This window comes from Bradyrhizobium manausense, assembly GCF_018131105.1.
Classification (GTDB): Bacteria; Pseudomonadota; Alphaproteobacteria; order Rhizobiales; family Xanthobacteraceae; genus Bradyrhizobium; species Bradyrhizobium manausense_B.
The window spans coordinates 82254-102531 of the sequence record NZ_JAFCJI010000006.1; the positions used below are offsets into that span (position 1 = coordinate 82254).

Annotated in this window: 15 protein-coding genes; 9 read left to right on the forward strand and 6 right to left on the reverse strand. The window is 65.3% G+C overall.

Going from position 1 to position 20278, the window contains the following annotated elements; all coding sequences use genetic code 11:
• Positions 1 to 4 precede the first annotated feature (4 nt).
• A complete protein-coding gene (locus JQ631_RS30425; protein ID WP_212333259.1) occupies positions 5 to 988 on the forward strand; it encodes a threonine/serine dehydratase family protein in 984 nt (327 codons plus the stop codon).
• 78 nt (positions 989 to 1066) lie between these two features.
• Here the strand turns inward: JQ631_RS30425 and JQ631_RS30430 are convergent, their stop codons facing one another.
• Both JQ631_RS30430 and JQ631_RS30435 read right to left on the reverse strand, forming a co-directional pair.
• Positions 1067 to 2860 (reverse strand): caspase family protein, encoded by a 1794-nt coding sequence (locus tag JQ631_RS30430; RefSeq protein ID WP_212333261.1) that lies wholly within the window; start codon positions 2858 to 2860, stop codon positions 1067 to 1069.
• A 172-nt stretch (positions 2861 to 3032) separates the two neighbouring features.
• Positions 3033 to 4409: a hypothetical protein gene (locus JQ631_RS30435; protein ID WP_212333263.1), complete on the reverse strand. Its 1377-nt coding sequence runs from the start codon at positions 4407 to 4409 to the stop codon at positions 3033 to 3035.
• A gap of 75 nt (positions 4410 to 4484) precedes the next feature.
• Here JQ631_RS30435 and JQ631_RS30440 point away from each other — a divergent pair, with 75 nt between their 5' ends.
• Positions 4485 to 5681 carry an MFS transporter gene (locus JQ631_RS30440; RefSeq protein WP_212333265.1) on the forward strand — a complete coding sequence of 399 codons (1197 nt, stop codon included), beginning with the start codon at positions 4485 to 4487 and terminating at the stop codon, positions 5679 to 5681.
• Here the strand turns inward: JQ631_RS30440 and dgcA are convergent.
• On the reverse strand, positions 5651 to 6646 hold the full coding sequence (dgcA, locus tag JQ631_RS30445; RefSeq protein ID WP_212333267.1) for an N-acetyl-D-Glu racemase DgcA: 996 nt from the start codon (positions 6644 to 6646) through the stop codon (positions 5651 to 5653). The genes JQ631_RS30440 and dgcA overlap by 31 nt on opposite strands.
• Positions 6647 to 6783: 137 nt before the next feature.
• Between dgcA and JQ631_RS30450 the strand changes: the two genes are divergently transcribed.
• The 3 genes from JQ631_RS30450 to JQ631_RS30460 are packed head-to-tail and all read left to right on the forward strand — an operon-like array spanning position 6784 to position 9579.
• A complete protein-coding gene (locus JQ631_RS30450; protein WP_212333269.1) occupies positions 6784 to 7917 on the forward strand; it encodes an MlaE family ABC transporter permease in 1134 nt (377 codons plus the stop codon).
• A gap of 2 nt (positions 7918 to 7919) precedes the next feature.
• Positions 7920 to 8690, forward strand: a complete 771-nt coding sequence (locus JQ631_RS30455; protein WP_212333270.1) for an ABC transporter ATP-binding protein — start codon at positions 7920 to 7922, stop codon at positions 8688 to 8690.
• Positions 8691 to 8706: 16 nt separating this feature from the next.
• A complete protein-coding gene (locus JQ631_RS30460) occupies positions 8707 to 9579 on the forward strand; it encodes an MlaD family protein (protein ID WP_212333271.1) in 873 nt (290 codons plus the stop codon).
• A 219-nt stretch (positions 9580 to 9798) separates the two neighbouring features.
• On the opposite strand, the gene JQ631_RS30465 is transcribed toward JQ631_RS30460, so the two are convergent.
• Positions 9799 to 15447 (reverse strand): apolipoprotein A-IV repeat region-like domain-containing protein, encoded by a 5649-nt coding sequence (locus tag JQ631_RS30465; RefSeq protein ID WP_212333272.1) that lies wholly within the window; start codon positions 15445 to 15447, stop codon positions 9799 to 9801.
• 422 nt (positions 15448 to 15869) lie between these two features.
• On the opposite strand from JQ631_RS30465, the gene JQ631_RS30470 reads away from it, so the two are divergent.
• Together JQ631_RS30470 and JQ631_RS30475 are read left to right on the forward strand one after the other, a co-directional pair.
• Positions 15870 to 16214, forward strand: coding sequence for an Hpt domain-containing protein (locus JQ631_RS30470; protein ID WP_249161290.1), 345 nt, complete (start codon positions 15870 to 15872; stop codon positions 16212 to 16214).
• A 169-nt stretch (positions 16215 to 16383) separates the two neighbouring features.
• Positions 16384 to 16704, forward strand: a complete 321-nt coding sequence (locus JQ631_RS30475; protein ID WP_212333274.1) for a 2Fe-2S iron-sulfur cluster-binding protein — start codon at positions 16384 to 16386, stop codon at positions 16702 to 16704.
• Here the strand turns inward: JQ631_RS30475 and JQ631_RS30480 are convergent.
• Positions 16695 to 17183: an acyl-CoA thioesterase gene (locus tag JQ631_RS30480; RefSeq protein WP_212333275.1), complete on the reverse strand. Its 489-nt coding sequence runs from the start codon at positions 17181 to 17183 to the stop codon at positions 16695 to 16697. The two genes, JQ631_RS30475 and JQ631_RS30480, sit on opposite strands and share 10 nt — an antisense overlap.
• 181 nt (positions 17184 to 17364) lie before the next feature.
• On the opposite strand from JQ631_RS30480, the gene JQ631_RS30485 reads away from it, so the two are divergent.
• Both JQ631_RS30485 and JQ631_RS30490 read left to right on the forward strand, forming a co-directional pair.
• Complete coding sequence (locus JQ631_RS30485; protein ID WP_212333277.1) at positions 17365 to 18393, forward strand: NAD(P)/FAD-dependent oxidoreductase; 1029 nt, start codon at positions 17365 to 17367, stop codon at positions 18391 to 18393.
• 107 nt (positions 18394 to 18500) lie between these two features.
• Positions 18501 to 19103: a DUF2147 domain-containing protein gene (locus JQ631_RS30490; RefSeq protein ID WP_212333279.1), complete on the forward strand. Its 603-nt coding sequence runs from the start codon at positions 18501 to 18503 to the stop codon at positions 19101 to 19103.
• A gap of 31 nt (positions 19104 to 19134) precedes the next feature.
• Here JQ631_RS30490 and JQ631_RS30495 read toward each other — a convergent pair whose 3' ends face one another.
• Positions 19135 to 20277: a hypothetical protein gene (locus tag JQ631_RS30495; RefSeq protein WP_212333282.1), complete on the reverse strand. Its 1143-nt coding sequence runs from the start codon at positions 20275 to 20277 to the stop codon at positions 19135 to 19137.
• Position 20278: the final 1 nt, after the last annotated feature.

The following is a 20278-nucleotide window of genomic DNA, read 5'->3' on the forward strand; positions in this document are numbered from 1 at the left end:
CGCCATGTCCGAACAGCCCCTTCCGATCGGCCCCGCCGATATCGACGCCGCAGCGCGCGTGCTCGCGCCGTTTGCCGTCCGCACCCCACTGTTATCCTTTCCCGTGCTCAACGAGCGCGTTGGCGCCAAGGTGTTCCTGAAGCCGGAGATGCTCCAGCGCACCGGCTCCTTCAAGTTCCGCGGCGCCTTCAACAAGGTGTTTTCGATCCCGCAGGACAAGCGCGCCGGCGGCGTCGTGGCGTTCTCCTCCGGCAACCACGCCCAGGGCGTGGCGGCGGCAGCCAAGATCCTGGACATGCAGGCAACCATCGTGATGCCGATGGATGCGCCGCTGTCGAAGCGCGAGCGCACCAAGTCCTATGGCGCCGAGGTCGTGCTCTATGACCGCGATCGCGACGACCGCGAGGCGATCTCGCGCGGCATTGCCGAGAAGCGCGGCGCGACATTGGTCAGGCCCTATGACGATCCCTTCGTGATCGCCGGCCAGGGCACTGCGGGCCGCGAGATTGCGGACGACATGGCAACGCTCGGCCTGTCACCGGACATCGTGGTGGCGCCGGCCTCCGGCGGCGGCCTGATCGCAGGCGTCGCAACGGCCGTAAAGGCGCGTTATCCGCAGGCCCAGATCGTGGTGGCCGAGCCCGAGGCGTTCGACGATCACGGCCTGTCGCTGACCGCAGGCCATCGCGAGCCGCACCCGCCGGCCGGCCGCACCATCTGCGACGCGCTGATGGCGCTGATCCCCGGCGAGATGACCTTCGCGATCAACAGCAAGCTGCTCGCGCGCGGCGTCACGGCGTCGGACAAGGAAGTCGGCGCGGCCGTCGCCTTTGCCTATCGCGAGCTGAAGCTTGTGGTCGAGCCCGGCGGTGCGGTCGGGCTTGCCGCATTGCTCGCTGGCCGTCTCGACGTCGCCGGGAAGAACGTCGTCATCGTGCTCTCCGGCGGCAATGTCGATGCGGATCTGTTTGCCGAACTGGTGGCCTGAGATTCTGATCTTCCGAGATGACCAGGGGGCAGAGCGTTTCCGCTCTGCCCCCCTTTGTCGTTGCTTGATCGGCTGCGATCAGCGCCCGAAGCCGTGGTGACCACCGCCACCGCCGCCGCCCATCATCGGCGACTGGTTCATCGACTGGCGGAAGTTGTTGCCGCCGCCATTACCCATCGCATTGAATTGCGGGCGATTGTTCAGCACCTGCACCTTGTTGACCGGATTGTTGTTGAGCCTCACAACGCCGGTGTTGACGCGGATCGGGTTGTTCTGGGTCTGCACGGTCGTCGTCTTCACGCCGGTGGTCTTGACGTCCACCGTCGAGCCTTTGCCGATGTTCACGGGCATGCTCACGATCTTGCCAGGCGTACCGGTATTGTTGTTGCCGGTGTTCTGCGTCGTGGTGGTCACCGGCAGCGTCGTGATCTTGCCGATACCGCCATTGTTATTGGTCGCGTTGGTCGGCGCGGGCAGGGTGACGATCTTGCCGGGGTTCTGTGACGGCGTGCCGTTCTGCGTGTTGCCCGTCGGCAGGTTGGTGATCTGGCCACCATTGCCGAGCTTGCCGATGACGTTGCCGTCGCCCGGCTTCTGCCCGACCGGCAAATTGCCGTTCATCTGCGAGCCGTTGCCCTGCTGCATCAGCGGCATGTATTTGGGCTGACCGAGATTGCCGACCTTGAACGTTGGGGCAATGTTCTGCGGAGCCAGGAACTTCGTCGGCTGCATCAGGGGGATCAGCTTCGGATGCGCTTCGAGCTTCAGCGCGACTTGCGCATAGGGGCTGTTGCCGTAGCTGTCGTAGAAGCTCTTGTAGCCGAGCGGCGAGTTCGTCAGCACCGCCTGGTGCCAGGCCTGCGAGATCAAGAGGTTCGCAAGCAGCCAGCGGATGTGGTCGCACAGCGGGTCGTGCGGATACATCGCGACAAACTCCTGATAGTACTCGGGTCGGCCCTCGGACAATACGTAGTCATAGGCCTGGCGCGCCGAGCGGCTCGGCAGGTTGGAAGCCATCTGCACCACCGGTGAATGCACCGGGGCGCGGTTGGCGGCCACGGCCGTGTCGCCGAAGAACGTGAAGTCGGAGGTGAGCGATGAGCTCTCCCACGGCGTCTGCGCGCCGCTGGTGGTCTGGTTCACCGCGAGACGCACGCGCTTGAACAGCTGCTCGATCGGCACGTTGGGTTCACGCGCGACGTTCAGGAAGGCCTGCGTATAGGGGCTGTGGCCGCCATTGCCGTCGAGCGCTTCGGCGCCCGGCGCGGTTGAATAACCCACGATCGAGCCGTTCGGCGCATCGACGATGGCCAAGCCGCGGCTGGCGTCGTTGACGTTGGGGAACGGGTTGTTGCGGCAGGCATCGAGGATGACGATGCGCATGCGGCTCGGGATCGTCTCCAGCGTCGACATCACGTCGACCAGGCGGACGGAATCGTTGACGAGCTCGTTCTGGTTCGTGACCTTCGCATCGACGGGAACGAGATAGTTCTCGCCGGCGAGCTGCACGCCGTGACCGGCATAATAGACCATCGCCACCGTGTTCGGGCCCCGCGCGGACACCTTGGCCGAGAAGTCCTGCACCACGCGCAGCATGTCGTTCTGGCCGAGGTCGGTCGCCGAGATCACCTCGAAGCCGGCAGAGTTGAGAAACTGCGCCATCGACTGCGCGTCATTGTCGGGGTTCGCGAGTTGCGGCGCGTTCTGGTAGTTCGAATTGCCGATCACCAGCGCCACGCGCTGCTCCGGGCCTTGCAGCGCGGTCGGGGCGGGTTCGACGGGGGCGACTTGGGCGGAAACCGGACCGCAGGCGAAGCCGAACAGGCTTCCCAGCAGGCCCGCAGTCATCAGGGTGGATTTCAGGCGGAACATGACGTGCTCCCTCGGGGCTAATCTCGATGCGAGATTGGTTGCGAGGAAACTAGGTCGCGTTCGAGCCACGGTCCGTGATCGTGGTCACCCCTGGCGCGATGCGTGATCTGGGTCACGAACGGAACCGCGATGAGGAGGGATCCGAAGCCAGCTCAGCCCGAGGCAAGAGCCCTTACGAGAAGAACGCGATCTTCTCAGCTTGGGTCATGCGGCGGATCGGCGCCAGCGCGTCGTTGGCAGCGGGGCGAGGCTTCTGCAGGATGCCGCTGGCGAGAATGGTGGCGCCGAGCGAAGGCTCGGGCAGCGGGGACGGCATCGGCAGCGCTGCGCTGGGAGCTGCGTTGAATGACGCGGCGGCCACCATGGCGGGGGCCGGCTGCTCCATCACTTCGGCAGCTGCTTCCGCGATGGCGTCTGTGAGGCGCGCGAGCGATTCCATTGCGATCGGGATTTCGGCGACAGGCTCCTCGGCATCAGGCTCTTCGGCATCAGGCTCCTCGACGAGGGGTGCGACCGACGCCCCCATCGCGACGGGCTCCGCTGCCAGCGGCTCCGGCATCGGTTCCGGCACGGGGGCTTCCATCTCCATGGGCTCGACGATCGCGTCGAACTCCGGATCTGGCGCGGCCATCTCCAGCGCGATGGCGTCGAGTATGGCTTCGTCCTCGGCTTCGGCGGCGGCATCGAGCGAGAACTCGTCAGTGATCTCGGCGACGCCCGCGTGAGCGACGACGCTGTCATCGGCCGCAGCAAAACTCTCCTCGACGACGGCGTGGCTCTCGGCAATCTCGGGTTCGACCGCGACGTCCATCATCGCGTCCTCGGCGATGCCGCTCACATCTGCGGCCGCCTTGGGTTCAGAAGCGATCTCTTGTGGCGTCTCCGTAAAAGCCGCGGGTTCTTCGGTCGCCATCGCAACGGGCGCTTCGGCGGCCGGTGCCTCCGCGACCGGTGTTGTTGCCTGCGCAGGCGCCGGAGCAGGCCGCGCTGCCGCTTGAGGCGCTGCGACGCCGCCAGCGTCCGTCTGCTCGACGCGATCCCTCAGCAGATCGAAGGCGGCCTTGAGGTCGCCGCGCGGGTCGATGGTCGGCACCTGGGCGCAGGCCGCTTCGATCGAGGCGAGCTGCGAATCAATGAGGTCGCAGATTCGCCCGTCGGCGCCGATCTCGCGCCAGCGCCAGGAGATCTCCTTGATGATGCGCACGCCGCGCGGAATAGGCGCAAGGCTCGCCTCGAGCACGGCAGGATCGAACGCCTTGGCGGCGGCGATTTCCGCCTCCTCGACCGCGCGGCGGATCGCAACCAGTGCTTCGGGCAGACGATCCTCGACGACGGGTTGGCGCTGTGCCGCCAGGGTTTCTTCGATTTTCGCGACCGCATCCAGCACCATTCGGGTGTCGGCATTGCGGTTGCGCTTGGCGTATTCGCCGAGGAACCAGCGGCCGCGCGCGGTCTCCATGAAGGCTTCGCTGATCGCGTCGTAATCCTGCTCGTTCGGCTCGGCCGCGCGGGCAGACATAGGCGAGAGGGCGAATGCTTCAGAGGCCATGACAATCTCGTCGCGCAAATCACTACGCGTTACTGTAACGATCACCACGATATCGACCGAATCGCAATTGGTTTGATGCCACCCGAATCACAAATCCCCACGCCAGCATCGGTCAAGCGGCGATTCGCCGTGAGTCTCGCGCTGTTTTATTCGGCCGTGTTCGCGGTATCAGGCACGCATCTGCCGTTCTTCCCGGTCTGGCTCAAGGCGATCGGCATCGACGCGTCCTGGATCGGTCTGATCAATGCACTGCCGGCGCTGACACGCTTCACCACGCTGCCGCAGATCGCCGCCTTTGCAGAAAAGCGACAGGCGATTCGTGCGGCCATGATGATCTCGGTGCTGGCCACCGCGGTCGGCTTTGCGGCCGTCGGCCTGCAGCAGCAGCCGCTGGCGCTGTTCCTGATCTACGCACTCACCTGCATGATGTGGACGCCCACGACGCCGTTGACCGATGCCTACGCGCTGCGCGGGGTCGCGCGTTACGGGTTCGACTACGGACCCGTGAGGCTGTGGGGCTCGGCGGCGTTCGCGGCGGGCTCGCTCGCCTGCGGCTATCTGGTCGACATCATCGCGGCGCGCGATCTGATCTGGATCATCGTCGCATGGGCCGTCATCGCGGTGCTCGCCAGCCTGCTGCTTCGGCCGCTCGACGATGTCAGGCGCAAGACGGCGGAGACGCATGTCGGCAAGTCGCTGCTGCGCGATGCCGGCTTCTTGGCCGTGATCGCCTCGGCCGCGCTGATCCAGGGCAGCCACGTCGCCTATTACACGTTTTCCGCCATCAACTGGCAGCTCCATGGTCTCGGCGGCCTGACGATCGCGGGGCTGTGGACGCTGGGGGTGATCGCCGAGATCATCGTGTTCGCGCTGTCACCGCGGTTCTCGCTGCATCCGTCATCGCTGATGGCGATCGGCGGGCTGAGTGCGGTGCTGCGCTGGATCGTCACGGCGAACGAGCCGCCGCTGGCGCTGCTCGCGATTGCGCAGCTCGGTCACGGTCTCACCTTCGGCATGACCATCGTCGGCACCATGACGTTGCTTGTGCAGCGCGTGCCGTCGCATCAGATCGCGCGCGGGCAGGGCTATCTCGCCGCATGCAGCGGATTGTTGGGCGCGTCGACCTCGATCGCGTCAGGCGCGATCTACGCGCGCATCGGCGATAATCTGTACTACGTCATGGCGGCGATGGCCGCTGCCGGCGCGCTCGTGATCTGGTCGGCCCGGCATCGGCTGATAGCTCAGCCCCAGAGTGAGGCATCCGGCGGATAGACCAGGCTCTCGTCATAGCGCAGGGCGTGATCGCGATCGCGTGCCAGCAGTAAGGGGCCGTCGAGGTCGACGAAGCGCGCCTGCGGTGTCACCAGCATCGCGGGCGCCATCGACAGCGACGTCGCGACCATGCAGCCGACCATGATCTCGAAGCCGAGCGCCTGTGCGGCGTCGGCCATGGCGAGCGCCTCAGTGAGCCCGCCGGTCTTGTCGAGCTTGATGTTGACGGCGTCGTAGCGGTCGCGGAGCGCCGCGAGGGTTCCGCGGGTGTGCACGCTCTCGTCAGCGCAGACTGCGAGCGGCCGCTTGATCTGCGCCAGGGCCTCGTCCCGACCTGCCGGCAAAGGCTGCTCGACCAGCGTGACGCCGACATCGGCGCAGGCGGCAAGGTTCTGCTCCAGATTGGCCTCGGTCCAGGCCTCGTTGGCATCGGCGATCAGCTCGGACTCAGGTGCTGCCTTGCGAACCGCCGCGATCCGCTCTGGGTCGCCGTCGCCGCCGAGCTTGATCTTGAGCAGGGGCCGGTGTGCCGCCCTGGCGGTCGCCGCCGCCATGGCTTCGGGTGTACCGAGCGAGATCGTGTAGGCGGTGGTGCGCTCACCCGGCACAGGGCGGCCCAGGAGGTTCCAGGCCCGCCGGCCTGCCGCCTTGGCCTCCAGATCGATCAGGGCGCAATCGAGGGCGTTGCGGGCAGCCCCCGGCGGCATGGCGGTCTGGAGGCCCCGCCGCGTCAGTCCGTCCGCCAAGGCCGCCTGCATCGCCTGTATCGCGGCCAAGGTGGCCTCGGGGGTCTCGCCGTAGCGGGGATAGGGCACGCATTCGCCGCGGCCGGTCAGGCCATTTTGGCTAACCTCGGCCACAACGGTGACCGCTTCCGTCTTGGCGCCCCGGCTGATCGTGAAACTGCCGGCGATGGGAAACCGCTCGATTCGGGCGGCAACACCGGGAACTTTGCTGGAAGTCATTTTGAACTCTGGCGAAATCTGAACCTGCTGGTTACCTCTAGCAACTAACATTAACCAGTTGGGGATACCTTTTCTGGGTAAGGGCGCGTGCGCAACAGACTGATTTTATCCGCCCCGGTCGTACGGGAGCGGACACCTTGAGCGGCGATCCGAAGCTGGAACGGATTGCCAAAGGCAACGCGCTGGCCCTCTGCGCCACCGGAACCTGGACCGCGAGTTTCGCGCCGGTGCTGGAGCGGATGGTCGCCGACGCCGAGAAGCTGGCCGGCAGTCCCCAAAGCATCTTCATCGACGTCTCCGAGGTCGCCAAGCTCGACACGTTCGGCGCCTGGCTGATCGAGCGGCTGCGCCGCAGCCTGACGAAAGGCACCGTCGAGGCGCAGATCGCCGGGCTCTCGACCAACTATTCGAGCCTTGTGGACGAGGTCAGGCGGGTCAAGGCCACGCCCGTCATCGACACCAGCACGATCACCATCACCGGCATGCTGGAACAGATCGGCCGGGCCGTGGCCGGTCTCGCCGGCACGGTTGCGGGCCTCATCGACATGCTCGGCGCGGTGCTCGCGGCGGCCGCGCGCACACTGATTCACCCGCGGTCGTTCCGCCTGACCTCGACCGTGCATCATATGGAGCAGGTCTGCTGGCGCGCGGTGCCGATCGTGGTGCTGATCACCTTCCTGATCGGTTGCATTATCGCGCAGCAGGGCATCTTCCATTTCCGCCGGTTCGGCGCCGATATCTTCGTCGTCGACATGCTTGGCGTGCTGGTGTTGCGCGAGATCGGCGTGCTGCTGGTCGCGATCATGGTCGCGGGCCGCTCGGGCAGCGCCTACACCGCCGAGCTCGGCTCGATGAAGATGCGCGAGGAGATCGACGCGCTGCGCACCATGGGCTTTGATCCGATCGAGGTGCTGGTGCTTCCGCGCATGCTGGCGCTGGTGCTGGCGTTGCCGATCCTCGCCTTCCTCGGCGCCATGGCCGCGCTCTATGGCGGCGGTCTCGTCGCCTGGCTCTATGGCGGCGTCGATCCCGAGGCATTCTTGCTGCGCCTGCGCGATGCCATCTCGATCGACCATTTCATCGTCGGCATCGTGAAAGCGCCCGTGATGGCCGCGGTGATCGGCATTGTTGCCTGCGTCGAAGGCCTCGCGGTGCAGGGCAGCGCGGAATCGCTCGGACAGCACACGACGGCCTCCGTGGTGAAGGGCATCTTCTTCGTTATCGTCATGGACGGCGTGTTCGCCATCTTCTTCGCCTCGATCGGAATGTGACGATGGCAGGCGAGATCCAGAATCCCATCATCCGCGTCCGCGACATCACCGTGCAATTCGGCACGACGCGCGTGCTCGACGGCCTCAACCTCGACGTCAGGCGCGGCGAGATTTTGGGATTTGTCGGCCCTTCGGGTGCAGGCAAGTCCGTGTTGACGCGCACCATCATTGGGCTGGTTCCGAAGGTTGCGGGCTCGATCGAAGTGTTCGGCGTCGATCTCGATTCCTCGAGCACATCGCAGCGCCGCAATGTCGAGCGGCGCTGGGGCGTGCTGTTCCAGCAGGGCGCGCTGTTTTCCTCGCTGACGGTGCGGCAGAACATCCAGTTTCCGATGCGCGAATATCTTCGCGTGTCGCAACGGCTGATGGACGAGATCACCATGGCCAAGCTCGCCATGGTCGGGCTCAAGCCTGAAGTGGCCGAGCGCTTTCCCTCGGAACTGTCAGGCGGCATGATCAAGCGTGTCGCGCTGGCTCGCGCGCTGTCGCTCGATCCCGATCTCGTCTTCCTGGACGAGCCGACTTCGGGCCTCGATCCGATCGGCGCCGGCGACTTTGACGAGCTGGTCAGGACGCTCCAGCGTACTTTGGGGCTGACCGTTTTCATGGTAACCCACGACCTCGACAGCCTTTACACAGCTTGCGACCGCATCGCCGTTTTAGGGAACGGTAAGATCATTGCGGCAGGGTCGATCGCCGACATGCAGGCCTCGCAGCATCCCTGGCTGAGGCAGTATTTCCATGGCAAGCGCGCCCGCGCGGTGATGAGTTGAGTAGCCGGAGCACCTGATGGAAACGCGGGCCAATTACGTATTGATCGGATCCTTCACGCTGGCGGTGATCGCGGCTGCGATCGGCTTCGTGCTGTGGTTCCAGTCGCTGCACACCACCAAGCAGCGCAGCCCTCTGCGCGTCGTATTCGAGGGCCCTGCCGCGGGCCTGCGCAACGGCGGCAGCGTCAATTTCAACGGTATCCGGGTCGGCGAGGTGGTCTCGGTGAAGCTCGACAATCCGCGGCGGGTTGTCGCACTCGCCATGGTCGAGAATAACGCCCCGATCCGCAAGGACACCCTGGTCGGCCTCGAATTCCAGGGTCTGACCGGCGTTGCCGCGATCTCGCTCAAGGGCGGGGAGGAGGCGGCACCGCCGCCGCCACTCGATGAGGACGGCATTCCGACGCTGATGGCCGATCCGAACAAGCTTCAGGACGTCACCGAGGCAATCCGCGGCACGCTCCAGAACATCAACAAGATCGTCGCCGACAATCAGGAGTCAGTGAAGAACTCGCTGAAGAATCTCGAGACCTTCACCAACTCGCTCGCCCGCAACTCCGAAAAGATCGACGGCGTGATGGCGAGGGTCGACGGCGTGATGCTCAAGGCCGACAGCCTCATGCTCGGCCTCAACTCGCTCGCCGGCGGCAAGGACGGCGGCGAGCTGTTCCAGACGGTGAAGTCGATCCGCGAGCTCGCCGAGGATTTCGACAAGCGCTCGGGTGCATTGATGACGGACGGCCGCCGCACGCTCGGCGACATCAGCCGCGCCGTGAACAATTTCGACCGCAACCCGACCCGCGTGCTGTTCGGCGCCAGCAACAGCGCCCAACCGGCTCCGCCGCCGGCCGAGCCGCCGAAGCCCGCACCCGCGAGCGGCAGGCGGTAGAGGAGCTCTCGCGACGAAGCAATCCAGACTGCTGCCATAGAGGCGGTCTGGATTGCTTCGCTTCGCTCGCAACGACGATGTGGAGAGAGCGTACACAGGTCTCGTGTCCCGACGCGCTGCGTCTGGGGCACGAGAGCCCTGCGAATGACGCGCGCTCAAACAAAAACGGAGGCCGAAAAGCCTCCGTTCTCATTTGTATTCGCTGTCGTTGCGCGCCGCTTACCCCAGCCGGCCCGCCGCGTGCGCGAGCAGCGTGTAGACCAGACCGGTCTCCGAGGTCAGATGGCTGCGCAATTCCTGCGGGCCGCGGCCGTCGCGGGCGACTTCGTCGAGCAGACGTTCGAACTCGCCGATGTAGCGGTCGACCGTGCCCTTGAAGTTGCGGTCGGCGCGGTATTTGCGGGCGACCTCGTCGAAGGCCTTCTGGCCGGCGGGCGTGTACAGGCGCTTGGTAAAGGCCTTGTTCTCGCCGCGCTGGTAGCGATCCCACATCTCGGAGGCGAGGTTGCGGTCCATCAGCCGGCCGATGTCGAGGGACAGCGATTCCAGCGGATTGCTGCTCGCCTGCGGGGCCTGCGGCTGCGGAGCGGGTGCAGCCGGGCGGCCACGCGGGGCCTCACGACCGGTCGGAGCAGCCGGGGCGGCGTCCGTGCGGTTCAAGAGATCCGACAGCCAGCCGTCGCGGCCCTGGTCGTTGCCGCCGGGAGCAACCGGCGGAGCCTCGGTGCGACGCGAGGGGGCGGGCATGCCGAGGTCCGGCGGCGGCAGCGTCGAGGCGCTACCAGTGTCGCGCACGCGAGTCTCGGTGCCACGACCGCCCGCGCTTGCCATCAATGGCTCTTCCTGGCGCTGGACGGCGACGGACGCGCGGCCCGTCGTCGTGACGTCGAGGCCGCGGCCGTGCTGGGCCACGATGCGGTTGAGCTCGGCGAGCGCCTCGATCTGGTCGACGATCACCTTGCGCATCTGGGCGGTGCTCTCGGCGGCCTCCTGCGGCATTTCGAGCACGCCGCGGCGCAGTTCGTTGCGGGTGGCTTCGAGCTCGTTGTGCATCTCGAACGCCATCTGCTTCATGCTGGAGACGAGATTGCCGAACTTCTCGGTCGATTGCTTGAACATCGCATCCGCCTCGTCGGTGGTCTGGCGGTAGATGTCGTGCATGGACTCGACGGTCTGGCGATGCTCCTCTTCGGACGCGGCCCGCACCGCCTCGAACTGGCGGGTGATCGCGGCCGAACCTGCGCCGGCGGTCTCCGCAACCACACGGGCGATGTCGCGGGCACGCTCTTCGGCCGCAGCGAGCGACTCATCGAGCAGCCCGGTGAAGCGCGACAGGCGCTGGTCGAGATCGGCGGTGCGCAGGTCGATGGTGGTGACGAGCGATTCCAGCGCCGACTTGCGTTCGGCGAGCGAGGCGGTGGTGTTCTTGTTGCTCTGCTCGACGACCTGCGCGGCATCGACGAGTGCCTTGCCGTGTGCGTCGAACTGGGTCGACAGCTCGCCGAGGTCCTGGAGCGCCTTCGTCGTCTTGCTGTTGAAGACGTTGAGCTGGTCTTCCAGGCCTTGCGTTGCCGCGCCGTTGCGCGAGGTGACGTCGTTCATCGCCGAGACGAAGTCGGCGACGCGGGTCACCAGCGCCCGCTCGAGTGAGTTGAGGTTGTCGTGTGCACCGGTCAGCACCTCCTGGAGCAGGATGTTGCCCTCGCGCAGACGCTCGAACAGCGCCACCGTGTCGGTCCGCAGGATCTTGCTGGTCTCCTGCATCTCGGTGACGGCCGCAATCGAGACCTGGCGCGACTGGTCGATCGCCGCGCGCGAGGCCGTTTCGAGGTCCTTGAGGGACTTGCCGACCGCACCGGTCGCGATCTCGCTCGCCGCGTTGATGGTGCGGGCGACTTCGTTGCCGTTGCCCATCATGGTCTGCGAGAAGGCATGGCCGCGCGTCTCGATCGACTTCAGCGCGTCGGAGGTGACGCGATCGATGTCGAGCGTGAGCTGGCTGGTCTTCGAGCTGATCGCGTCGACGAGCGAGCCGCGCTTGGCGTCGATCATGTTCGAGAGACGGTCGGCCTGCTGCTGCACATAGGTGACGATCTCGTCGGTCTTGCCGGTCATGGCCTGGCCGAAGCTCGAGCTGGCGGCGAGCACCGAACGCTCGACGTCGGCCGAGCTCGACTTGACCCGCGAGCTCGCCTCGTTGGAGGCGGAGATCAGCGCGTTCTGCGCGTTCAGCGCGCTGGTCTGGATGTCGTTGGTCGCGTTCGACGTGGCCGTGCTCAGCGCGCGCTCGATCTCGGTGGAGATCGTGCGGATCTGGCTCGCGGCATCCGCCGAGGTCGAGGTCAACGAGGTCTGGGCCTCGCGGGCGCTGTTGAGGATGGTCGAGGCGGTGTCGGCGCCGACCGAGGTCAGCGTACGCTCGATGTCCGTCGTCAGCGACTTGATCTGGCTCGCCGCGTCGGTCGACGCGGAGATCAGAGTGCCCTGGGCTTCACGCACACCACTGGTGAGCGCCTCGATGGTGGCGCCGCCGGCGGTCGCCAGCGCGCGCTGCATCTCGGCTGCGAGCGAACGGACCTGGCCGGTCTGTTCGGCAGAGACCGCGAGCAGGGTGCTTTGGGCGTCGCGGGCGCTGGTCGTGATCGTCTCGGCCGTGGTCTGGCCGACCTGCGAGAGCGAGCGGTGCACCTCGGCCGCGAGCGACTTGACCTGGCTTGCCGCATCCGAGGACGCGTTGACCAGCGTGCTCTGGGCTTCGCGTGCACCGGTCATGATGGTCTCGGCCGTCGAGGTGCCCGCCATCGAGAGTGAGCGCTGGACGTCCGAGGACAGCGCCTTGATCTGGTTGGCGGTCTCGGTCGAGGCCGCGATCAGCGTGCCCTGAGCATCGCGGGCGCCGGCAGTGATCGATTCCGCCGTCGAGGTGCCAGCCATCGAGAGCGAGCGCTGCACGTCGGCGGTGAGCGTCTTGACGTGGTTGGCCGCGTCCGAGGAGGCGGTGACGAGCGTGGTCTGCACCTCGCGGGCGCCGGCCAGGATCGAGGCCGCGGTGGCCGAGCCGGCTGCGGACAGCGTGCGCTCGACGTCGGCCGCGAGGCCCTTGATCTGGGTGGAGGCATCGCCGGAGGCCGCGACCAGTGACGACTGCGCCTCGCGGGCGCTGGTCAGGATCGAGTTCGCTGCACCGGTGCCGACCGCGGTCAGCGCGCGCTCGACATCGGCGGAGGTCATCTTGAGCTGGGCGTTGACGTCGGAGGAGACGGTCATCAGCGACTGCTGCGCGGTGCGTGCACCGGTCTGGATCGTCTCGCTGGTGTTGACCACGAGGTTGGTGAGCGAGCGCTCGGCGTCCTCGACATGCGAGCGGATTGCGGTCGAGATCATCTCGGCGCGGGACATCATGTCCTCGCTGGCCTGGCGGCCGCTGCTCTCGATGCGGCCGGCGACGGCCTCGACACGCGAGCCGAGCAGGTCTTCGAACTGCGCCACGCGGACGTCGATGTCGTTGGCCACGGAGCCGACCTTGGTCTCGATCGCCTGGTGGATGTCCTGGAAGCGCGCCGTGACCGTGTCGGTCAGGTGCATGCTGCGGCCGTCGATGAGGTCGGCAACGCTGGTGATGCGGCGATCGACCGCCTCGATCGCCTGCGCGGTGCCGTCCGTGAGCGTCGAGGTCAGCAGGGTGAGGCGGGTATCGATCGACTGCACCGCCTGCGAGGCGCCGTTGGTCAGCGCCGAGGTCAAATAGGTCAGGCGGGAGTCGATGGATTCGAGTGCCTGCGTCGCGCCGCCGGTGAAGGTAGTGGTGAGGTGGGTCAGGCGCGTATCGATCGACTGGATCGTCTGCGAGGCGCCATCGGTCAGCGATGCCGTAAGGTGGGTGAGGCGGGAGTCGATCGACTGGATCGCCTGCGTCGCACCGTCGGTCAGCGTCGTGGACAGCGTGTTGAGACGGCCGTCGATGGTCTCGGTGACCGACTTCGCACGCGCATCGAACGACTGCTCGAGCGCGCCGACACGGCCGCCGAGTTGCTCATCGAAGGTCTTGATGTGGCCTTCGATGGTGCCGTCGAGGCTGGCGATCTTGCCGTTCAGCGAGGCATCGAAGTTGGAAACGCGTTCGCCGATGGTGGTCTGGAACTCCACCAGGCGCTGGTCGAGAATGGCCGTGATCTCGCCGCCGTTGGAGGTGAAGCGGGTATCGAAATTCTCGACATAGGTCTTCAGCGACTCATGGATGTCGTGCGTGCGCTGGCCCATGCGCTCGACGATCTCGCCGCCGAAAGTCTTCACGGTGCGATCGAATTCGGAGATGTGGCGGGTGATCAGGGCACCCAGCGTGCCGGAATCGCGGGCGAACTTCTCGACCAGCTCGGAACCCTGGTTTTTCACCAATTCGTCGAACGCGCTCATCTGGAGCGACAGCGAGTCGTGCGCGGTCTCGGTCTGGCTGACGACCTTGGCGACCAGCGTATTGACGGTGGCGTCGAGCGCCTCGCTCGCCTTGTCGCCGGAGGTCATGATCTGACCGGCGAGGCGGTTGCCGGCGTCGTCGATCTTGGCGGAGAGGTCGTTGGAGCGCAGCTCGAGCTCGAGCAGCAGCGAGTCCGAGGAGTTCTTCAGGCTGTCGTGCACCTGCTCGGTGCGCTCGGAGATGCCGTCGACGATCGCGGCAGAACGCTGCTCGAACTCGCCGGTGATGCGGTCGATGCGCTCGTTCAGCATCTCGTGGACGCGATCGGCGAGGTCGACGAACTCGTCGTGAACGTGGCCGGTCTTGAAGTTGAGGCTGGTAGTCAGCCGCTCGCTGGCGTCGAGCACAGCGCGCGTGGTCTCGGCGCTGGCTTCCTCGAGGCGGTCGAGCAGGTCGCCGCCGCGCTCGCCGAGCGCCAGGATCATGTTGTCGCCGGCATGGCTCAGCGCGCCGGTGATGTGGGCGCCGCGCTCTTCCAGCGCGCCGGTGATGGATTTCGCGACCTCGTCGACGCGGGAAGCGATCGCGTCGGAGATCAGCGCGATGTCGTGGCGGAGGTCGATCTGCACGCCGGAAATGGCGCTGCGAACCTGCTCGGCCTGGCCGACCAGATTGTCGCGCTGATGCGCGATGTCCTGGAGCAGGGCGCGGATGCGGACCTCGTTGTCGGAATAGGCGCGCTCGAGTGCGGCGACCTCGTTGGCGACCAGCGTCTCGAGCTCGCCGGCGCGCGCGATCGCGCGCTCGATGCCGTCGCCCATCGCCGCGACCTCACGGCGGATGGCCTGGCCAACAGTGACCATGGAATCGGACGCCGAGCCTTCCGGCTCGGAGAAGCGGATCGCGACCTGCGCCATCGCTTGCGCGACCTGACTCATCTGCTGGCCGCGCCAGACCAGGCTGGCGAGGAAGTAGAACAGCATGATGGGCGCAAAGAACATGGTGACGAGGCCGGCGATCGCCAGCACGCCGCCGCTCTCGCCAATGGCGGCCCGGATCGAGGGCAGGAAGCCGACCGTCAACGCGGCGCAGGCGGCAAGCCAGATCACGGTGAAGATAGTCGCGCCGGTGTAGATGTTGCGGGCAGGGCGGCCCGTCTGCAGCGACTGGAGCAGCTGGCCGATGGTCTCGCGGTCGTCATTGGCGGCGCGGCGCGAGCTGCGGGGTTCCTCGATCGGGTCGAACACGGCGCGCTCGTTGGCGGCAGGCCGCGGTTCGAAGGCTGACTCGTCGAACACGGGGGGTGCGGGCGCTGCGACCGGCGGCGCCGTTTCGTTGCGCATCGACGCGTTGCGGCTGGTATCGGCAGCCGTGTCGCTGATGTTGAGGGCTTCCTGGATCGCAGAAAGCGCAACTTCTGTGGGGTCTTTGACCTTTTTGGGAGTATTGGCCATGTTCAGTCCGAGCCCTCGTTACTTGTACGCGTCCCCCGCGAGCCCTGCGCGCTACGCAAGCCCACAGACCGGATCATGCCGCTTGCGCGGATCTCCGAGCCGTCCCCACCCGGACGGCTTGTCCGCCAATTTCCGCAACATCCTATTGGCAGAGCGTGGCGAATGAAATGCCCGCGATTAAGACATTCTTAATCATCGTTAACAGGAGTGGGCCGTAACACCTTAGGGCTAAATGAAATTCTCCACCGGACTCGGCAGATTGCGGCAACTTTTCGTCAAGAAACGGGCGGATTTGCGTAAATCAACGCGAACACTTCGTTAACCATTTCCATGCTTCGGTGGAGCGGAACCGCCGGACCGGCGGACCGTCGCGCGATGCCGGGGCCTGCGCCATGATGCCTGAAATGCAACGGATGCACTGGATGCCCTCGCCCCCGCTTGCGCCCATCGACAGCCCGCTCGATCTCGACCACCTCTCGCGCATGACGCTCGGCGACGCCGAGCTTGAGCAGGAAGTGCTGGCGATGTTTGCGGAACAGGCAGTTCGCCTGGTCGCGGCAATGGCCGCGCTGCCGGCCGAGACCGGCGCGCTCGCGCACAAGCTCAAAGGCTCAGCACGGGGGATCGGTGCCTTTGCAGTCGCGGATGCCGCCGCCAGCCTCGAGACAGCCGTCCGGACCGGCAACAACCCACCCCGAGCCTTGGCGGCGCTGAAAGAGGCGGTTGCCGAGGTCCGCGCTGCCATTGCAACGATCTTGAAGCATTAGCCGGGCAGAGAGCCGTCTGGCTTGCGCACTCGTCTTTTGTTTTGACGCGTTTTCTCTCCGCGAACCGGTCCCCCCTTCGCTTGAAAACGCTATGGCGCGGTCCGGAGCGACCCGTTATAGGACAACCCGGACCCTCCATTTTCCCCAGATCGCGGCAGCACGAGAACACATGGCCAAAATTCACTTTGTCGACCACAAGGGCGAAACCCGCACGGTGGAAGTCGAGAACGGCGCGACCGTGATGGAAGCCGCCATCCGCAACAGCATTCCCGGCATCGAGGCCGAGTGCGGCGGTGCCTGCGCCTGCGCGACCTGCCATGTCTATGTCGACGAAGCCTGGCGTGAGAAGGTCGGCAGCCCGACGCCGATGGAAGAAGACATGCTGGACTTTGGCTTCGATGTGCGTCCGAACTCGCGACTGTCCTGCCAGATCAAAGTCTCTGACGAACTCGACGGGCTCGTGGTGTCGACGCCGGAGCGTCAGGCCTGATCTGCCTGACTTAACCCGCTCGGCGGCGCGACCTCGATGCCGCGCTTGTGCCAGGGTTTGAATTTCGCGATCACCTCTGCGGTCAGCGGTGCCGGCCGGCGCGCCGCCTCGTCGAGCAAGACGCCGACGGATGTCGCCGACGCAATACACGTCCCATTCGAGAATACGACCTGTTCGAACGTCACCGACGTGCGCCCGAGCTTCACGACGCCAAGACCGAGCTCGATCGTATTCGGCCAGTGCAACTCGGCGCGAAAATGCATGTCGAGCCGCACCATGATCCAGGCGAAGCCCGGCGGGGTCAACCCGTACTGGGGAAGCTTCATCAGCGTGACACGGCCGGTCTCGAAATAGGTGGCGTAGACCGCGTTGTTGACGTGCTGGTTCGGGTCGAGGTCGCCGAAGCGGACGTTGTCGCTGAGGCGAAAAGGGTAATCCTCCAGGCGCGGCGTCGTATCGAGGCGGCTTGGTGCGTTCACCGATTGATCTCCGTCAAATCCAGCCTCGTTACAGCCCAGTTAGTTCGACCCGGCAAGTGGGCGTGCTTGCGGGGAGCTCCCGCTTTTATGCCTTCCCTGATCCATCCCCGTTGGCTAGACAGGAAAGGTTCCTCTGCCCACAGGGCGCCGTCCAACCGATAACGACCGATAAAGAGACGACATGAGCGACGTGATCAAAACCGATGTGCTGATTATTGGCGCCGGCCCGTGCGGCCTGTTTGCCGCCTTCGAGCTTGGCCTTCTCGACATGAAGGCGCATTTCGTCGACATTCTCGACAAGGTCGGCGGCCAGTGTGCCGAGCTCTATCCGGAAAAACCGATCTACGACATTCCCGGCATTCCCCAGGTGTCGGGACAGGGCCTCACCGATGCGCTGATGGAGCAGATCAAGCCGTTCCATCCGACCTTCCATCTCGGGGAGATGGTCGAGACCGTGGAGAAGATCGGCGATCCGGCATTCCGTTGCACCACCGACGCCGGCAAGGTGTTCGAATGCAAGGTGTTGGTGATCGCGGCCGGCGGCGGCTCGTTCCAGCCCAAGCGTCCGCCGGTGCCGGGCATCGAAGCCTACGAAGGCACCTCGGTGCACTACGCCGTGCGCAAGATGGAAACGTTTCGCGACAAGAACGTGCTGGTCGTCGGCGGCGGCGATTCCGCGCTCGACTGGACGCTCAATCTGCATCCGCTGGCCAAGCGCATCACACTGCTGCATCGGCGCGACGATTTTCGTGCCGCCCCCCACAGTGTCGAGCAGATGCGCGCGCTGGTGGCCGACGGAAAGATGGATCTGAGGCTCGGCCAGGTCACCGCGCTCTCAGGCGCCGATGGCCAATTGACCGGCGCCACCGTCAAGGCCAACGACAACAATCTCAGCGAGATTCCCTGCGACGCCATGCTGCCGTTCTTCGGGTTGACCATGAAGCTCGGTCCGGTCGCGAACTGGGGCATTGCGCTGGAGAACAATCTGGTGCCGGTCGAGACATCGGCGTTCGAGACCAATGTGCCCGGCATCTTCGCAATCGGGGACATCAACACCTATCCCGGCAAGATCAAGCTGATCCTGTGCGGATTCCACGAGGGCGCACTGATGTCGCAAAAAGCCCACCGCTACGTCTATCCGGAGAAGCGGCTCGTGTTCCAGTACACGACCTCGTCCTCCAGCCTGCAAAAGAAACTCGGGGTCAACTGACCGCGGCGCGAACGGGGCCGGGCATCCGATGTTCCTGGTGCTGGAACCGTTCGCGAAATCGCCGTAGTCTGCGGCCATTGCAGTGGCGGCTCAGCAAGGTGATCATAATGCGGAATCTGTTTTCCAGCTTTCGGCTGCTCTCGCTCCTTACACTTGCCGTCGCGCTGTCGATTGGCGTGGCGAAACCGGCCGCCGCTCAGCAACCAACCGCTGCGGGCCTCTGGCAGAAGGTCGAGGATGGCAAGCCGGTGGGCTGGTTCCTCTTCGTCGACCACAACGGCATCTTCGAAGGCGTCATTGCCAAGACGTTTCCGCGCCCCGGCGACGACCCGAACGAGGTCTGCGCGAAATGCACGGATGATCGCAAGAACCAGCCGGTGCTCGGGCTCTCCTTCATCCGCGACATGAAGCGCGAAGGGTTGAAGTATGAGGGCGGCAACGTGGTCAATCCGCGCGACGGCAACATCTGGAAGGCGAAGATGTCGGTGAGTCCGGATGGTCAGGTCCTGACGATGCGCGGCTTCCTCGGTATCTCGCTGTTCGGCAAGGACGAGACCTGGCAGCGCCTGCCGGATTCCAGCATGGCCGAACTCGATCCCGCGATCATCGCCAAATATCTCCCAGCACAGGCCGCTACGACTGCGCCGAAGGGAGCGCCCGCTGCCAAGAAGGGCGGCGCGATGATGATGGCGCCTGCAGCGAAGAAGTAGGCTTGCTTTCAGACGGTCCAGACTACGACAGTCAATATGTCGGTGCCTTCTGGCACGGCGAATAGAAGGTGCCATTGCCGGCCGCGACCCGCTCGAGGCACTGCCGGGGATCCGTGATCTCGCCGTCCACCTGAAAATAATAGGCCTGCAATCCCAGACTCAGGACGTAATGTCCCGGCGGAAGTTCGAGGTCCGCATCGCTGGCGTGAAGCTCGTACATTTCCGCTTTTCCCGGAATCGGCGAGATCCGAAACGGATAAGAGAAGTTGCGGATGACGCCGGCGTCCTCTCCATCACCCGGCGTTTTGACGGTGCCGGTCGAAAACTCTCTGACCTTCGCGACCACCCGGACTTCGACGCGCTCGGGGATCACATTTGACATGTCGCGGCGAAACACGATGAACTTGACGCGGCCATTCGACAGATGCGGTCGATCAGGCTTCTTGAACTCCGGTGAAATCGCTATGCGCATGTCCGGCGCCATCACGGCGATCGCCCTCAGCTCAGTCAGCGATTTGTCGTCAATCAAGGCGTAGATACCGTAGTCGGTCGGAAGCACGCGTGTTGGCTGAGGCGGGGCAGCGGGCATCATTTCCGGCTTGGCCACCGTGATCGAAGTCTCGGGCTTGGGCGCGACCAGCGCGATCTCTGGCGTCTGCGACGAGATCACCCGGCGCATGGCGGCGATCCTGTCTCGCTGCGAAACGATCACCATGACTACGCCGACGACGACAAGGATGGCCGCTGTACGCTTGATCACCGGCAAAAGCGGGCCTGAGACCGCAGGCAGCTTGCCGCGGGACCTGCCGATCCCCGACGACAAGACGGTCGCATCGCCGGACACCAAAACAGGGCCCGCTTCGGTCACCTTGGACGACGTGAGCTGGTGTTGCGGCAAGCGCTCCAGCGGCGCCTGCTCGCGCGAGAATTTTTCGACCCCTTCGATCGCGACTTCGAGGGCCTGCTTCATGTTGTCGACGTTCTTGGCGTCGGCGTAGGTGAATTGTTCCTGGAGCTTGTAGCGGGCAAGATCGTAGACCATCTGCCGCCTGGCTTCGGCGTCGTCCTTGACCGTGTCAAGCATGCGCGAAAGCACCAGCGCAAACTGCACCTGGTTTGCGGGCAAATCGGTCGGCTCCGTTTGACCGGGAAGCAGGTCTCTGGAGTCGCTCATG

Bases quoted from the DNA above. Each gene is read 5' to 3' on its own strand.
- JQ631_RS30485 (WP_212333277.1), top strand. From the start codon at position 17,365: ATGAGCGACGTGATCAAAACCGATGTGCTGATTATTGGCGCCGGCCCG.
- dgcA (WP_212333267.1), bottom strand. From the start codon at position 6,646: ATGACTTCCAGCAAAGTTCCCGGTGTTGCCGCCCGAATCGAGCGGTTT.
- JQ631_RS30470 (WP_249161290.1), top strand. From the start codon at position 15,870: ATGCCCTCGCCCCCGCTTGCGCCCATCGACAGCCCGCTCGATCTCGAC.
- JQ631_RS30455 (WP_212333270.1), top strand. From the start codon at position 7,920: ATGGCAGGCGAGATCCAGAATCCCATCATCCGCGTCCGCGACATCACC.
- JQ631_RS30435 (WP_212333263.1), bottom strand. From the start codon at position 4,409: ATGGCCTCTGAAGCATTCGCCCTCTCGCCTATGTCTGCCCGCGCGGCC.
- JQ631_RS30460 (WP_212333271.1), top strand. From the start codon at position 8,707: ATGGAAACGCGGGCCAATTACGTATTGATCGGATCCTTCACGCTGGCG.
- JQ631_RS30475 (WP_212333274.1), top strand. From the start codon at position 16,384: ATGGCCAAAATTCACTTTGTCGACCACAAGGGCGAAACCCGCACGGTG.
- JQ631_RS30425 (WP_212333259.1), top strand. From the start codon at position 5: ATGTCCGAACAGCCCCTTCCGATCGGCCCCGCCGATATCGACGCCGCA.
- JQ631_RS30495 (WP_212333282.1), bottom strand. From the start codon at position 20,277: ATGAGCGACTCCAGAGACCTGCTTCCCGGTCAAACGGAGCCGACCGAT.
- JQ631_RS30490 (WP_212333279.1), top strand. From the start codon at position 18,501: ATGCGGAATCTGTTTTCCAGCTTTCGGCTGCTCTCGCTCCTTACACTT.
- JQ631_RS30440 (WP_212333265.1), top strand. From the start codon at position 4,485: ATGCCACCCGAATCACAAATCCCCACGCCAGCATCGGTCAAGCGGCGA.
- JQ631_RS30430 (WP_212333261.1), bottom strand. From the start codon at position 2,860: ATGTTCCGCCTGAAATCCACCCTGATGACTGCGGGCCTGCTGGGAAGC.
- JQ631_RS30465 (WP_212333272.1), bottom strand. From the start codon at position 15,447: ATGGCCAATACTCCCAAAAAGGTCAAAGACCCCACAGAAGTTGCGCTT.